General features: G+C 62.3%; 16 protein-coding genes and 2 pseudogenes. 11 read left to right on the top strand and 7 right to left on the bottom strand.

Annotated features, from left to right (window positions below):
* Window positions 1-193: 193 nt before the first annotated feature.
* The 7 genes from AC0L2M_RS27330 (at window position 194) to recQ (ending at window position 7,076) form a co-directional block, all read left to right on the top strand.
* Entirely contained in the window at window positions 194-721 is a 528-nt protein-coding gene (locus AC0L2M_RS27330) for a TRAP transporter small permease (protein WP_031255309.1), read from the top strand.
* Between the two features lie 4 nt (window positions 722-725).
* Window positions 726-2,006 carry a TRAP transporter large permease gene (locus AC0L2M_RS27325; protein WP_023800078.1) on the top strand — a complete coding sequence of 427 codons (1,281 nt, stop codon included), beginning with the start codon at window positions 726-728 and terminating at the stop codon, window positions 2,004-2,006.
* Window positions 2,007-2,015: 9 nt separating this feature from the next.
* Window positions 2,016-2,792, top strand: a complete 777-nt coding sequence (locus tag AC0L2M_RS27320) for a FadR/GntR family transcriptional regulator (protein ID WP_023800077.1) — start codon at window positions 2,016-2,018, stop codon at window positions 2,790-2,792.
* 27 nt (window positions 2,793-2,819) lie between these two features.
* Window positions 2,820-3,677 (top strand): 5-dehydro-4-deoxy-D-glucuronate isomerase, encoded by an 858-nt coding sequence (gene kduI, locus AC0L2M_RS27315; protein ID WP_287224973.1) that lies wholly within the window; start codon window positions 2,820-2,822, stop codon window positions 3,675-3,677.
* The gene (gene kduD / locus AC0L2M_RS27310) at window positions 3,674-4,441 is read left to right on the top strand and encodes a 2-dehydro-3-deoxy-D-gluconate 5-dehydrogenase KduD (protein WP_128173605.1); all 768 of its coding nucleotides are present in this window, start codon (window positions 3,674-3,676) and stop codon (window positions 4,439-4,441) included. Before kduI ends, kduD begins: the two co-directional genes overlap by 4 nt.
* A 28-nt stretch (window positions 4,442-4,469) precedes the next feature.
* The gene (locus AC0L2M_RS27305; RefSeq protein WP_128173604.1) at window positions 4,470-4,808 is read left to right on the top strand and encodes a cupin domain-containing protein; all 339 of its coding nucleotides are present in this window, start codon (window positions 4,470-4,472) and stop codon (window positions 4,806-4,808) included.
* A 423-nt stretch (window positions 4,809-5,231) separates the two neighbouring features.
* Window positions 5,232-7,076 carry a DNA helicase RecQ gene (gene recQ / locus AC0L2M_RS27300; RefSeq protein ID WP_473536382.1) on the top strand — a complete coding sequence of 615 codons (1,845 nt, stop codon included), beginning with the start codon at window positions 5,232-5,234 and terminating at the stop codon, window positions 7,074-7,076.
* A 36-nt stretch (window positions 7,077-7,112) separates the two neighbouring features.
* Here recQ and AC0L2M_RS27295 read toward each other — a convergent pair whose 3' ends face one another.
* Window positions 7,113-7,424: an SEC-C metal-binding domain-containing protein gene (locus AC0L2M_RS27295; protein ID WP_287180042.1), complete on the bottom strand. Its 312-nt coding sequence runs from the start codon at window positions 7,422-7,424 to the stop codon at window positions 7,113-7,115.
* 25 nt (window positions 7,425-7,449) lie between these two features.
* The gene (locus AC0L2M_RS27290; protein WP_473536381.1) at window positions 7,450-7,794 is read right to left on the bottom strand and encodes a hypothetical protein; all 345 of its coding nucleotides are present in this window, start codon (window positions 7,792-7,794) and stop codon (window positions 7,450-7,452) included.
* On the opposite strand from AC0L2M_RS27290, the gene AC0L2M_RS27285 reads away from it, so the two are divergent.
* Both AC0L2M_RS27285 and AC0L2M_RS27280 read left to right on the top strand, forming a co-directional pair.
* On the top strand, window positions 7,793-8,035 hold the full coding sequence (locus tag AC0L2M_RS27285; RefSeq protein ID WP_287137677.1) for an antitoxin MazE family protein: 243 nt from the start codon (window positions 7,793-7,795) through the stop codon (window positions 8,033-8,035). The genes AC0L2M_RS27290 and AC0L2M_RS27285 overlap by 2 nt on opposite strands.
* Window positions 8,032-8,374: pseudogene (locus AC0L2M_RS27280) on the top strand (type II toxin-antitoxin system PemK/MazF family toxin). Before AC0L2M_RS27285 ends, AC0L2M_RS27280 begins: the two are co-directional and overlap by 4 nt.
* A 104-nt stretch (window positions 8,375-8,478) precedes the next feature.
* Here the strand turns inward: AC0L2M_RS27280 and AC0L2M_RS27275 are convergent.
* Together AC0L2M_RS27275 and AC0L2M_RS27270 are read right to left on the bottom strand one after the other, a co-directional pair.
* Window positions 8,479-8,802 (bottom strand): hypothetical protein, encoded by a 324-nt coding sequence (locus tag AC0L2M_RS27275; protein WP_473536380.1) that lies wholly within the window; start codon window positions 8,800-8,802, stop codon window positions 8,479-8,481.
* A 78-nt stretch (window positions 8,803-8,880) separates the two neighbouring features.
* Window positions 8,881-9,774, bottom strand: a complete 894-nt coding sequence (locus AC0L2M_RS27270) for an alpha/beta fold hydrolase (protein WP_473536379.1) — start codon at window positions 9,772-9,774, stop codon at window positions 8,881-8,883.
* Window positions 9,775-9,963: 189 nt separating this feature from the next.
* Here AC0L2M_RS27270 and AC0L2M_RS27265 point away from each other — a divergent pair, with 189 nt between their 5' ends.
* The gene (locus AC0L2M_RS27265) at window positions 9,964-10,944 is read left to right on the top strand and encodes a Tim44 domain-containing protein (RefSeq protein WP_473536454.1); all 981 of its coding nucleotides are present in this window, start codon (window positions 9,964-9,966) and stop codon (window positions 10,942-10,944) included.
* A gap of 120 nt (window positions 10,945-11,064) precedes the next feature.
* Here AC0L2M_RS27265 and AC0L2M_RS27260 read toward each other — a convergent pair whose 3' ends face one another.
* From AC0L2M_RS27260 to AC0L2M_RS27250, 3 genes are all read right to left on the bottom strand, one after another.
* The gene (locus AC0L2M_RS27260; protein ID WP_236384761.1) at window positions 11,065-11,958 is read right to left on the bottom strand and encodes a LysR family transcriptional regulator; all 894 of its coding nucleotides are present in this window, start codon (window positions 11,956-11,958) and stop codon (window positions 11,065-11,067) included.
* Window positions 11,959-12,088: 130 nt separating this feature from the next.
* On the bottom strand, window positions 12,089-12,442 hold the full coding sequence (locus AC0L2M_RS27255; protein WP_473536378.1) for a cyclophilin-like fold protein: 354 nt from the start codon (window positions 12,440-12,442) through the stop codon (window positions 12,089-12,091).
* Between the two features lie 123 nt (window positions 12,443-12,565).
* Window positions 12,566-13,684 (bottom strand): alpha/beta hydrolase, encoded by a 1,119-nt coding sequence (locus tag AC0L2M_RS27250; RefSeq protein WP_473536377.1) that lies wholly within the window; start codon window positions 13,682-13,684, stop codon window positions 12,566-12,568.
* Window positions 13,685-13,885: 201 nt separating this feature from the next.
* On the opposite strand from AC0L2M_RS27250, the pseudogene AC0L2M_RS27245 reads away from it, so the two are divergent.
* A pseudogene (locus AC0L2M_RS27245) lies at window positions 13,886-14,161 on the top strand (hypothetical protein); the annotation flags it as partial.
* Window positions 14,162-14,388: the final 227 nt, after the last annotated feature.

The raw sequence follows: 14,388 nt of genomic DNA, 5'->3' as shown, positions 1-14,388 counted from the left end.
CCTTCCCGCCCCGGGTGGGCCCTGAAAAACAAACCCCCCCCCACCCCATAAATGTTCGGGGGTTGGTTCAAACTTTTTGGGGGGGGGGTTTGGGGGGGGGGGGGGGGGCCCCCCCCCCCGGCCCCTCTTGCGGAGAGAACCAGTGACCTCCAGCTCAGAACAGAGACCGTCCCTGTCCGGCATCGCGCGCGTGATGTCGCGCGTCAGCACGGCGGCGCTGTGGATCGCCGGCATCGGGCTGGTGCTGATGACCGCTTTCGTCGCCTGGCAGGTGTTCGGCCGCTATGTTCTGAACCGCTCGCCGAGCTGGACCGAGCAGGGCTCGGTGATGCTGATGAGCTGGTTCATTTTCCTCGGCGCTGCCGTCGGGGTGCGCGAGAACTATCACCTCGGCTTCGACGTCCTGCTCTACGTGCTGCCGAAAGGCGGAAAGCGTTGGCTGAGGATGATCTCGGATCTCGTCGCGCTCGCCTTCGGCATCGGCATGATCTGGTATGGCAGCCAGCTGGTCGCGCTGACCTGGGGCGCCACCTTGCCGTCGCTCGGCATATCGGGGGGCTGGGACTACGTCCCGCTTGTCGCGGGAGGCGTGCTCATCGTGCTGTTCACGCTGGAGCGCATCGTGCTTCGCCTCTCCGGTGCGCCGATCGACGATGCGCTCGACGAATTGCCGCCGGCGGAAGTCGCAGCCGAACTCGACACAGCCAACGTGAAGGTCTGACGCCATGGAACTCTGGATACTTTTTGGCGTCTTCACCGTCCTGATGCTCATCGGCACGCCAATCGCTTTCTGCCTCGGCGTTGCAAGCTTTGCCACCGTTCTCTATATGGGCCTGCCGCCGCTCATCGTGTTCCAGCGCCTGAATTCCGGCATGAGCGTCTTTTCGCTGCTGGCCATTCCGTTTTTCATCTACGCCGGCGACCTGATGGTGCGCGGCGGCATCGCCAGCAAGATCGTTGCCTTCGCCGGCTCGCTGGTCGGCCACATGCGCGGCGGCCTCGGGCAGGTCAACATCGCGACCGCTACACTGTTCGGCGGCATTTCGGGCTCCGCCGTGGCGGAGGCCGCGGCGGTGGGCGGCTTGATGATCCCGCAGATGAAGGCGCGTGGCTATGGAGCGGATTACGCCGTCAACGTCACCTCGATGGCGGCGCTGATCGCGCTGCTGCTGCCGCCGTCGCACAACATGATCATCTACTCGATCTCGGCAGGCGGAAAGATCTCCATCGCCGACCTGTTCACCGCCGGCATCATCCCGGGCCTGCTGTTGGCCCTGGCGCTGATGATCACCGCCTACTTCGTGGCGCGCTCGCGCGGCTATCCGACCGAGCCGTTTCCTGGCTTCGCCGCCGTCGCGCATCTCTTCGCGGTCGCGGTGCCAGGCCTGCTGCTGATAGCGATCATCTTCGGCGGCGTGCGATCGGGCGTTTTCACAGCCACCGAGAGTTCCTGCATCGCCGTCATCTATGCATTGCTCGTGACTGTCCTAGTCTACCGGCAGATGACCTGGGAAGGTTTCGTTCATGCCACCCATGGCGCCGTGCGCACCACGGCCATGGTGCTGCTCATCATTGGCATGGCAGCGGCGTTCTCGTGGTTGATGGCCTTCCTCAAAGTGCCGGCAGCGCTGATAGCCTCGATGAACGCGATCTCGGAAGATCCGCTGGTCGTGCTGCTCCTGCTCAACCTCTTGATGCTGTTCCTCGGCACCTTCATGGACATGGGGCCGACGATCATCATTTGCACGCCGATCTTCCTGCCCGTGGCGCAGGCCTACGGCGTCGATCCGGTGCATTTCGGTGTCATCATGATCCTCAACTTCGGCATCGGGCTGAACACGCCGCCGGTAGGCGCAGTGCAGTTCGTGGCGTGCGCGGTGGGCAAGATATCCGTCTGGGAAGCGATGCGCTCGATCTGGCCGTTCTATGGGGCCGGCATCGTGGTGCTGGGGCTCGTCACTTACATTCCGGCCATCTCGCTATGGTTGCCGAGCGTCTTCAAATAAGGGCTGGCAATGGCATCGGATATGGCAATCAACCTGAAGGTCGAACGCAAGCCCAAGCTGTCGGAGACCGTGGTCGCGGCGATCCGCAAGCAGTTGCAGGCGGGCGAGATCCAGCCAGGCCAAAAGCTGCCGACCGAGGGTCGGCTGACCGAAACCTTCGGGGTCAGCCGCACCGTCATCCGCGAAGCGCTGGCCAAGCTTGCCGCCGACGGTCTGGTCGAGCCGCGCCAAGGTGCCGGGGTCTTCGTCACCGAGCACATCTCGACGATGTTCGGCACGCTGGCTGCGGACATCGGCAGCAAGGATTCGATCGCGCTCAACGTGCTGGAGGTGCGCCTGGCGATCGAAATCGAATCCGCCGGGCTGGCCGCTATCCGTCGCAATGCCGCGCAGGAAGCGGCGATCCAGGAGGCGTTCTTCGAGTTCGAGCGGCTGCTGTTGAACAGCGAGCCGACAGGTCCGGCCGACCTCGCCTTCCACCGGGCAATCGCCAGCGCCACCAACAATCCGTTCTATGTCGAGATGCTCGACGTGCTCGGCCGGCGCGCCATTCCTTGCGACGTGACATCGCCGTGGTCGACAGAACTCGCCCAATCCGACGCCTATCAGCGCGGCCTGCAAGACGAGCATCTGGTGATCCTGAACGCCATTACATCTGGCGATGCCGAGTCCGCGCGCGAAGCGATGCGCGCGCATCTCAGCGCCAGCCAGCAGCGCTATCGCGAGCGCCTGCATGCACGTCAGATTTTTTATGCCGATTCGGTCAAGGCCGCGGCAACCGAATGACCAATGAGGCAGCCCAATGGGACAGCAATGAATCACACTGAAAACCACACCGACTTCACCTCGCGCTTCGCCATCGACCCTGTCACCGCCGCGGCGATGGGGACGGACGAGCTCCGCCACAATTTCCTGATCGAAGGCCTGTTCCAGCTCGGCCGCATCGGCCTGACCTACACGCATTACGACCGCATGATCGTCGGCGGCGCCATGCCAGCCGGGACACCGCTTCCGCTGCAGGCGATCAAGCCGACCGGAACAAAGAACTTTCTCGATCGCCGCGAAATGATCGCCGTCAACATTGGCGGCGCCGGCATCGTCAAAGCCGGCGGCCAGTCCTACGAGCTGCAACCCCGCGACATGCTGTATCTCGGCATGGGCGCCAATGAGGTGTCATTCGCCTCAGTCAATCCAGCCGAGCCGGCCAAGTTCTATCTGCTCAGCGCGCCGGCGCATCAGAGCCATCCCAGCCAGCTGATCCGCATCGGCGATGCCAAGCGCCTCGATCTCGGCAGTCAGGCGACCTGCAACGAGCGCTCGATCTTCCAGTTCATCCATGCCGAGGGCGTCAAAACCTGCCAACTCGTCGTCGGCATGACCCAGCTCGCCCCAGGCTCGGTCTGGAACACCATGCCGTGCCATGTGCATGACCGCCGCATGGAGGCTTATCTCTATTTCGACCTGCCGGAGACGGCGCGGGTGTTCCATTTCATGGGCGAGCCGGACGAGACGCGCCATCTCGTCATGCGCAACGAGGAAGCGGTGCTGTCGCCGGGTTGGTCGATCCATTCGGGCGCCGGCACCTCCAACTACGCCTTCATCTGGGCGATGGCCGGCGACAATGTCGACTATACGGATGTCGATCCGGTAGCGATGGAAGAGCTGCGATGAGCGACCTCTCGGCTTTCAGCCTGGCCGGCAAGCGCATTCTCGTCACCGGCGCCAACACCGGCATTGGCCAAGGCATCGCCCTGTCGATCGCGCGCGCCGGTGGTGCGGTGGTCGGCGTCGGCCGCTCTGCAATGGATGAGACCGCGGAAAAGATCGGCGCGTCGGGCGGCCGCTTCGAGGCGGTGCGCTGCGATCTTGCCGACCACGCCGCCGCCCAGGCGATGCTCGATCGCGTCTGGGACGAAACCGGGCCGCTCGACGGGCTGGTCAACAATGCCGGCATCATCCGGCGCGCCGACGCCGTCGATTTGGGGCAAGCCGATTGGGACGATGTCATGGACGTCAACCTGAAGACGGTGTTTTTTCTCAGCCAGAGCTTTGCCCGGCGCGTGCTTGCCGATCCCGAACGGCGCGGCAAGATCGTCAACATCGCCTCGGTGCTGAGCTTCCAGGGCGGCATCCGCGTCGCCTCCTACACCGCCTCGAAACACGGCGTGGTCGGCATTACCCGGTTGCTCGCCTGCGAATGGGCGTCGAAAGGCATCAACGTCAACAGTATTGCGCCCGGCTACATCGAAACCAACAACACCGAGGCGCTGCGTGCCGACCCGGACCGCAGCACCGCCATTCTGGCGCGCATTCCGGCCGGGCGCTGGGGCGGGCCGGAAGACATCGGCGACGCGGCCGTCTTCCTGCTGGCGCCGGCGTCAAACTACATGCATGGCGCGGTGGTGCCGGTGGACGGCGGCTGGCTGGCGCGATGAGGCGCATGCCCATGACGAGGATGTGGCGATGACCGGAACGAAGATCTTTACGCATGCCGGCGAGGGCGCGTGGACGCCGACCCCGGATGGCAATCGCAGGCGTGTGCTGCTGCACACCGACGAATTGATGATGGTCGAATTCGGGTTCGACAAGGGCGGTGTCGGCGCGCTGCATTCGCACCCGCATGTCCAGGCGAGCTATGTCGCCGAAGGCCGCTTCGAGGTCACCATCGACGGCACGACCGAGATCATGGAAACGGGAAGCAGCTTCATTGTCCCTGCCAATTTGGTCCACGGCGTCAAGGCGCTCGAGGCCGGCCGCCTGGTCGACAGTTTTACACCGCACCGCGCCGATTTCCTCGTCTGACGAGAACCCCCGCAGGTCAGTACGCAGCGGCAGCCTGTCTCGGAAGCAAAAAAGCCCGCGCCTCCGGAGAGACGCGGGCGTGTTGCCTGGGCGCTTGTGGCGCCGCGGTACTCAAAACATCACCGCAGGACCTGAACCTGCCGAATCATGGTGAAGATAGGATTAATCGACCCGAGCCGTTGCGCGATATTCACAGCCAAAGCGAATAGAGGCTGGAATCACGCTCGCATATCCGCCAATGAGGGGCATACCTTTCAGACGGTGTCGGGGGAGAAAGGACTTGAGGAGCGTTCGAATGTTCGAATCGGCTGTCCGGGCAGTCACCCGACGATTCGCCAGGGAGCTTTGGCAGGTCACGTCGCCGCTGCCTCGAGCCGTTCACCCACTGCCTTTTCGGGCAGCGCCGATCATAGAAATTCCCTGATGCGGGCAGCGGCGGCGAGCGTCCCGGCGGAGGATCCCAAGCGGCGCGCCCTGAAGGACGTGTTCGGCTTCGACGATTTTCGTCCCGGCCAGGACGCCGTGACTGAGGCGCTGCTGGCCGGGCGTCATGTGTTGGCCGTCATGCCGACCGGCGCCGGCAAATCGCTCTGCTATCAGGTCCCGGCGCTGGTTCTGGGCGGCCTCACCATTGTCGTTTCGCCGCTGGTGGCGCTGATGCAGGACCAGGTCGCCGCATTGCGTCTTGCCGGCGTGGCGGCCGATACGATCAATTCCTCGCTCGACCGCGATGCCAATGTCGCCGCATGGCGCCGCGTCGCGGCGGGCCAGACGCGCCTGCTCTATCTTGCACCGGAGCGGCTCATGACCGCGCGGATGCTCGAGGCGCTGGCCAGGCTCGACATCCGGCTGATCGCTGTCGACGAGGCGCATTGCATCTCCCAATGGGGGCCGTCGTTCCGGCGCGAATATGAAGAGTTGTCGCGGCTGCGCGACATTTTCCCTGATGTGCCGATCATTGCGCTGACGGCGACAGCGGACGAGGCGACGCGCACCGATATCGCCGCACAACTGTTCGCCGGGCGCGTCGAAACCCTGGTGCTGGGTTTCGACCGGCCGAACATCAAGCTTGGCGTCGAGGCCAAGCAGGACAGCAAGCGCCAATTGCTGGGCTTCGTGCAGCGTCATGCCGGCCGCAGCGGCATCGTCTATTGCCTGTCGCGCAAGAAGACGGAAGAGATGGCGGCGTTCCTCGAGAAGAACGGCGTGCGCGCCCTGGCCTATCATGCCGGCATGAGCAAGGAGGCGCGTGAAGCAAATCAAAACGCTTTCATGACCTTGTCGGGCGTGGTGATGGTGGCGACCATCGCCTTCGGCATGGGGATCGACAAGCCTGACGTCGCCTATGTCTTCCACACCGACCTGCCGGGCAGCCTCGAAGCCTATTATCAGGAAATCGGCCGCGCCGGCCGCGACGGGCGGCCTGCCGAGGCTCATATGCTCTTCGGTCTCGGCGACATCCGCATGCGGCGGCTGTTCATCGACGACGAGGACGCGCCGGCGGAGCATAAAAGGCGCGCGCATGGCCGGCTCGATATGCTGATCGGCTATTGCGAAACGGCCCAGTGCCGTCGCCAGATCCTGCTTGGTTATTTCGGCGAACCAGCAATGCCTTGCGGCAATTGCGACAACTGCCTTGACCAGACGCCGCATGAAGATGGCGAAGCGGAGGCGCGGATCGTCCTCGCGGCGATCGCGCAGACCGGCGAGCGTTTTGGCGCCGCCCATGTCGTCGATGTTCTGCTCGGCCATGAAACCGAGAAGGTTCTGGCCAGGAACCACCACAGGCTTGCCAGCTTCGGGACCGGTGTGGCGCACAAGAAGGATGTCTGGCAGTCGCTCATCCGCCAACTCGTCGCGGGAGGGTTTCTGACTTTTGACTCAGGCGGCCATGCCGGCCTTGCCGTCGCCGAAAAGGGCTGTGAGCTGGCCCGTGGCGAGGTCCCGTTCCGGTATCGCGTAGAGGTGCGGAACCGCACGGCACGAGGCAAGACTCGTCCCACCCCGAATGCTGCCGCGGGCACGGAAGACCTGGATACCGCGCTCTTGGCCACGCTCAAGGCGGTTCGGCTGCGTCTCGCCCGGGAGCGCCAGGTGCCGGCCTTCGTCATCTTCTCCGATCGCACGCTGATCGATATGGCCGAACGCTGCCCGCGCGACCTCGATGCCTTCGCCGCAGTCAACGGCGTCGGCGCCGCAAAACTCAGGGAATTCGGCGAGATCTTCCTCGGCGCAATCGCTGCGCACCAATCCGGTGTGTCGGTCTGAGACAGCCAAAGATCAAATCCGCGGTGCTGCAGCAGGTCAGTTTGCGAGACAGCATTTCTTCGCTTTCTTGCCGCTTCCACAGGGACACGGATCATTCCGTCCGACATGGCGCAAAGGATTTGTGACCGGCGCTGTCAGGCTCGGCAACTCGTCGAGCCAGGTTTGTTCCGGCAAGGGCGATTGCCAATCTTCCTCGGCAAAATACTCAAGGGGGCTGGTCCATTCCAACGCTTCAAGCACATCGTCGATATAGCCGAGACCGGCGCGCTTGAATCGGTCGATATCGTTCGGGCTTTGCTCTGCTGCCAGGAGATCGTCTTCGAAATCACTGAGTTCAAGCATGCCCATTGGTACGCGGCCCTGGTCCCAGGCGCTATGAACCAGCGGCGACAGGTCGCGCAAGCCAAGCCGGGAGACCGAAATCGAGCGCCGCAATGCTCCCGGCTACGATACGGCCGCCGGTCTTCTGCTCGACCTCAATGCGATCGCCGAGGAGCGGGGGATGGTTGGCGAGTTCGCCTACCGGCTTCAGGCGATCCGCGAACGGCATATCCGCAAGGGGCGCTTCATCGAACGGCTGAAGCCAATAGGATAGCATGGCACGCAATAGCAGCAAGTCACAGCCGGTGTCGTAGCCCGGCGGGCTTTCCGATGAGGACTGGTCAAAGCTCGCCCTCTGCAACAGGTTACATGTAACCACTAGCAGGAGAATCGTCATGGCCTCGCCATCGAAGCCTAAGTCCTCGGGCATGAAGGTGCGGGAACATCGTGAACGTCTGCGCCGGCAAGGTCTGCGGCCGATACAGATTTGGGTGCCGGACGTGCGTGCGCCGGCCTTCCGTTCGGAAGCGCATCGCCAGTCACTGGCGGTTGCGGCAAGCGCCCATGCAAGCGAGGATCAGGCGTTCATTGACATGATTTCCGATTGGGACGCGATATCGGATTGGGGTGATGAATGAAGCGTGGCGATATCTGGACGGTCGCCGGCGACAAGGATTACGCCGGCAAACCGCGCCCTGTCGTCATCATCCAGGATGACAGTTTCGATGCGACGGATTCGATCACCATCTGCGGCTGCACGACCGACGAGACGGACGCGCCATTGTCTGTCCGTCGAACCGAACGAGCGCAACGGGCTGCTCACCGTCTGCCGACTGATGGTGGACAAGATCACCACGGTCCCAAAGTCCAAGATCGGCGCAAATATCGGGCGGTTAGACGACGCGGACATCCTGCGCCTCAATCAGGCCGTTATCGTTTTCCTCGGCTTGGCCGTGTCGCCGAGACTGAAGCCGTGACGGTGAGGATGACAGAGTCCACGGAGCCGTCGAGCCTCGGCTGTAATACTGCGAAATCGATCATTTTCAGCCTTCGGCAGCAGGCTCTCACACCGATGCCGCAATCAGCACCTGCTTCGTCTCACAGCTGCGATCGCGGCCTCCTGCTGCTGCAATTGCTCGATTTTCGCGTTCTGGCGGACTGTGACGGTAGTGGCGACACGCCGGGCTCCCCAGAGCCAGTTCGGAATGTTGGTTTTCGCGACTTTGCCCCGGGTGATCGCTGTCGCCGACAGCTCCTTGGCGACTTCACCCATGGCCACGTTGAGTTCGACGCAACTCATCCTGTCGTATTTCGCGGCATCAAAGGATGCATGGAAGGGCGATGCGCAACCTCCGACAAACACGATGCTGCACATCAGGGATATGGCTGGCGAGATGGCTTTCATTTTATCAAGCAGATTTGACGCCGGACGGGCGAATGAGGCATGTGAAGCTCTACAACACTCCGCCCTGGGCGTCATTCCCTATTCAACCTCGAAGAATTTCGAGAGAGCCGCTGCGGTCTGGTGAGGGTGCTCTTCTGGAAAGAAGTGCCCGCCCGGAACGGGACCTCCTTCAACTCTGTCGGCCCATTTCCTCCAGATAGCCAGCGGTCCGCCTTGCTCCGCATACCAGGTCTCGAGGCCGCCTTGGCTACTCCACAGTGCCAGGAGCGGACATTTGATGCGACGACCGTTTATCTGGTCCAGCGCGTCATGCTCACGATCGATCGTGGCAGCGGCCCGATACTCTTCGCAAATCGCATGAATATGAACGGGATCGCGAAGCGCCTTGACATAAGCCTCCCTGATCGTTGCAGAGAACATTTCTGCCGGCGATCCCCACTGCACAATCGCATTGTCGACGATGGCATCGGGCGCCGCGCCGATCAGCCGCTCCGGCAGCGGTTCCGGTTGCGCAAGAAGGCTCCAGGGCCAGAAGCCGAGAGCCAGTCTGGCATCCGCCCTGTCCCACGCGGCGGCGGTCGGGATGACGTCGAGGACCGCGACCTTGGACATCTCATCGGGGTGATCGAGTGCCAGGCGATAGGCGACCCGCCCACCGCGGTCGTGTCCGGCAACCATGAACCGCTCAAAACCCAACTGCTGCATGACTTGAACCATGTCTGCGGCCATGGCGCGTTTGGCGTATGGGCTATGATCGGCCGAGGAGACCGGGCAGCCACTTTGCCCATAGCCGCGAAGATCGGCGGCGACGACTGTGAAGCGGGGCGCCAGGGCCGCGGCAATATCCCTCCACATCAGATGCGTTTCTGGAAAACCATGAAGCAGCAGCAGCGGCGGACCGGTTCCGCCGACCCTTGCGAAAATGGTCGTGTCGTCCAGTTGCAAGCTGGTGGCCCTGAAACCTGCAAACACCGTTTTTCTCCTCGGTGTGCCTCAGGCGACAACGCACAAGGTGGCAGAAGGATCACGGTCGGCTGCTTTGCCTGAATTTGTGGCGGCCCTGGAATTCTCCTCAATTGCCAGGTACGGAAACTGCGGCCACTGATATTTCGATCGGCGCACCCCATATAGCGCCAGAGTGTCGCTTGAGGATTTGCCATGATGATTTCGCGTTCGAGCCGGTTTGCGGTTTTGTTTGCAGGACTGTTCCTGGTTTTTTCCATGGTCACGGCCGATTACGCCGAGGCGCGGCGTGGCGGCAGCTTCGGTAGCCGCGGCACGCGTACTTTCCAGTCGGTCCCGCCGACCAGGACGGCGCCACAGCCGGCCGCGCCGGTCGAGCGCTCGATGACGCCCAACACCGCAACGAACAATGCGGCGCGCCAGACACCGGCAGCCCAACGACCAGGGATCTTCAGCGGCCTCGGCGGTTCGATGATGCGCGGCCTGCTGCTCGGCGGTCTGATCGGACTTCTTTTGGGCCAGGGGTTCGGCGGCTTGGCTGGCATGTTGGGCCTGCTGCTGCAAGGACTGCTGATCGGCGGCGCGATCATGCTGATCATCCGCTTTTTCCGGTCGCAATCGGCACGCAACCAAGCGCCCGCCATGGCCGGTGTTCCGCGGAGCATGGGCAATTTTGGGCGAAACGCGGCAGCCCAGCGCGAGGCGGACAACGTCACATCTTTCCCCATTCCAGGCATCGGGTCTGGCTTTGGCCGGACGGCTCCAGCCAATGATCAAATTACGATGACGCCGGCCGATCTCGATACATTCCAGCAGCGGTTGACCGAAGTTCAGGAAGCGTTCGGGCGCGAAGACCATGCTGGCTTGCGCCGGCTGGCGACCCCCGAGATGGTGTCGTACCTGTCCGAAGAACTTGCCGACAATGCCAAGAACGGCATCAGGAACGAGGTGTCGAACGTCAGCCTGCTGGAGGCCGATATTGCGGAGAGCTGGCGGGAAGATGATCGTGACTACGCGACGGCTGCCCTGCGCTACGAGTCTCTTGACGTGATGCGCGATCGCGCCAGCGGCAAGATCGTCGCCGGCGAAGCCGATCGGCCGACGGAAACAACCGAACTGTGGACCTTCACGCGCCAGAACGGCGGCGACTGGAAGCTGGCGGCAATACAGCAGCCCTGACCGTTATGCTGCAGCCTCGGCGGTTCACGTCATCTGGCGAGCCATGATGTATGGACGGTTGTCGTCGCCCTCTTTGCGGGCTTTCAGTGGCAAGAACGTCGAAGCCCGCGGCATCGATAGTCAGTCGCGATGGCGCAGCGCATCGACCAGGGCAACGAAAGCAGGCGAGGATTGCCGGCGGCTCGGATAATAGAGATGGTAGCCATCCCAATAGGGCGACCATCCTTCCAGGACCCGCGCCAGCCGCCCTTTGGCGATGTGGGGAAGGGCCATTTCTTCCGGAACATAGCCGAGGCCGCGGCCGGCCAGCGCGGCGTCCAGGACATGAAAGATGTTGTTGAAGACGAGCTGCCCATCGACGCGAATTTTGATCTCGCGGCCGTTCTCCTCGAACTCCCACACATAAAGGGCCCCGGACGTGGGAAAACGGTAGTTGATGCAATTGTGCTGCACGAGATCCTGCGGCTTCTCCGGCGCGGGATGCTCGGCAAAGTAGGATTCTTCGCCGACGACCGCGAAGCGGAAATCCGGTCCGATGCGAGCCGAGATCATGTCTTTCGCAAGCTGTTCGCCCATGCGGATCCCGGCGTCAAAGCGCTCCGTCACGATGTCGGTGAGGCCGTTGTCGAGCAGGAGTTCGACCTTGATGTCGGGATATTTCGGGAGAAAGCGTTTCAGCTTGGGCCAAAGGATGCTGCTGATTGCATAGTCGGGCGCTGACAGCCGGATGGTTCCAGCGGGCTTTTCCCTCAGTTCGTTCAGGGCATCGACCTCGATTTCGATCTGGTCAAAGTGCGGCCCAATCCGCTGCAAAAGCCTCTCTCCTGCCTCCGTGGGAGCCACCGCGCGCGTCGTGCGTGTGAGCAGGCGAACGCCAAGCCGCGCTTCGAGTTGACGGATAGTGTGGCTTAGCGCCGATTGCGATATGCCGAACCGGGCTGCGGCGCGCGTAAAGCTGCGCTCCCGAGCAACGGCCAGGAACGCGAGCAGATCGTTGACATTCTGCCGCGGCACTCATGAATCCTTGTAATAGCCAGAGCTCGATTATACCGGATAAATCGAAGGCGAACACACTTCATTGAGCGGCAGCTATTCAATCCGCCGTTCGCCCCCGGCGACGAACTACGAGCGGATTGCGCAGGTTTCAGTCGGCGCGTTCAACGCGGATGGTGACCGGACCGGGACGATCAAAGATCGAGACATCGCCAGTGACCTGCCCGAGCCTGATGATGCCAGGCGCCGGGAGGCGACCGCTCCGATAGTAGATCACGAAATGATCGGAATTCCACAACCCAAGCGTGCCGACAGAGAAGTCGCGCTGCCGCGCCAGCTCGGGCAAGGCGGAAGGCAGATTGCCGGTCTTTTCCTGGCGCAGATGATCGGACATCTCGATCGTGAGCGGCAGCATCTGCGCCAGAGATCTTGCGGCCTCGTTATCGGCGAGATCGGCTGTGACCTCGCCCCAATCCGAAGAAATGCGAATGCGTTCTTGAGCCATGGCAGATCCAGCCGCTGCGAGTGCGATAACAGCCGAACTCAGCATTAGTTTCAGCATTCCGTGGTACCTCCCGATCCATGCTGATGGAGCCTGTTCCGTCCGGTACAGGCTCCATCGCGCCGCTCACGCGGAGAGGTGCTGATTGAAGAAGCTGGTCAGCTTGTCGAACGGGATCAGGTCGACGCGATCGTAGAGGTCGACGTGCCCGGCGCCGGAAACCCAAACAAGCTCCTTCGGCTCGGCCGCTCGCTGGTAGGCATCCTCACTGAACTCGCGGGAGTGAGCCTGATCGCCGGCGATGAACAGCATCGGGCGCGGCGAGATCGTCTCGATGTCGTTGAACGGGTAGAAATTCATGAACTTGACATTGCTGGTCAGCGTCGGATGCGTGGTGATCTGCGGGTTTGCGCTTGCGGGCGTGAATTCACCCCGCGGCGTGCGGTAGAAGTCATAGAATTCTCGCTGGATCGGATGGGTGTCGGCGGTCAGCTCATGCACCGTGCCGCTGGTATATTCGACCTCGCCGCCTTCAAACTCTGCCCAGCGCCGCTCGGCGGCTGCAGCAATGGCCTGCTTGCGCTGCTCGACGCTCAGTGAATGGTTAAGCGCGTTGCGGTTGGCGGCCCCCATATCGTACATGCTGACGGTTGCGACGGCGCGCATCCGCGGGTCGATCTTGGCCGCGCTGGTGACGAAGCTGCCGCTGCCGCAGACGCCGATCGCGCCGATGCGGTTTCTGTCGACGAATGGCCGTGTCCCCAGGAAATCGACCGCGGCGCTGAATGCTTCGGCGTAGACATCCGGTGAAACGATCTGGCGGGCCTCGCCCTCGCTTTCGCCCCAGAACGGCAGGTCGATGGACATGGCGACGAAGCCCTGTTCGGCCATCTTGGTGGCATAAAGATTTGCGCTCTGTTCCTTCACCGCACCCATCGGATGCCCGACGACGAGCGCCGGATGGCGCGCATTGCGGTCGAGCTTGTTGGGAATGAACAGATTGCCCGCGACGTTCATCTCGTATTGGCTCTTGAAGGCGATCTTTTCCAGCGTCACCCGATCACTGGTGTAGAAGTTGTTGGCGCCGTTTGACATGTCTTGAGCCTTTGCGAAGGGGATGCTGAACAGCGACGCCGCACCGAGCGCGGCAACGCCGGCGCCGGTCAGCTTCAAGAGATCACGCCGGCCAAAGTCGACACTGGACTGCGGTTCCGCCGTGTTCTCGATTCCGATCTGCTTGGTCATGCCTGTCTCCTTTGATCGTCCTGAACTGTCGCAGGCCTGCCGGGCCATGCTCATTTCCTCGGCATGCGCGGCAGTGTCGCGAATGTCCAAATAGAATAGCGACGACGCCGGCGATCGATTAGACGGCAAAATCCGCAGGTCGTTATGAGGGTGATTCATCAATCGAATAGCGCAGGCTCGTCCCGAAGGTGAACAGATTCGTCCGCCTCCGGCCGCATCTGCATGCACAGGAAGAAGATCGTCACCGTGCCCGCCGATCAAAGGTTCGGCGTCAACGAGTTCGACGATGGCATTTGGCCCTTGAGCCTCATGCCCTATGATCTTGGATACTTCGACCTGGAACAGAGGACATTGGCAAAGCCCCATCCCGCATTCTTGGCGCAGCCGGGATGCTCGCACCTATGGTGTATAATGCCGGGGCGCGTGACGGGCTCCATTCCGTCCGGAAGGCGGATCAGTTCGTCACTCATGCTATGATCCTTCCTTCTGAGCAGGAGGTGGACTAGCCACCTCTGCGAACGGTGCGGAAAGCACGAGTTCATGCATGTCGAGACGCTTATCCCAACCGCTCGGGAACGGCAGGGCATTCGGGTTAGGCGGCTTGCCGAAAGGTTCGAATCCTGTCGGGTGCAGCATTGCCGCAGTTCGCTTGCCGACAACTATTCCTGCTGGAATTGACAGGGCCAATCTTCAGGCCTCGTCAA

Source organism: Mesorhizobium sp. WSM4806 (assembly GCF_055811635.1).
This window is presented reverse-complemented; position numbering and strand designations above follow the sequence as displayed.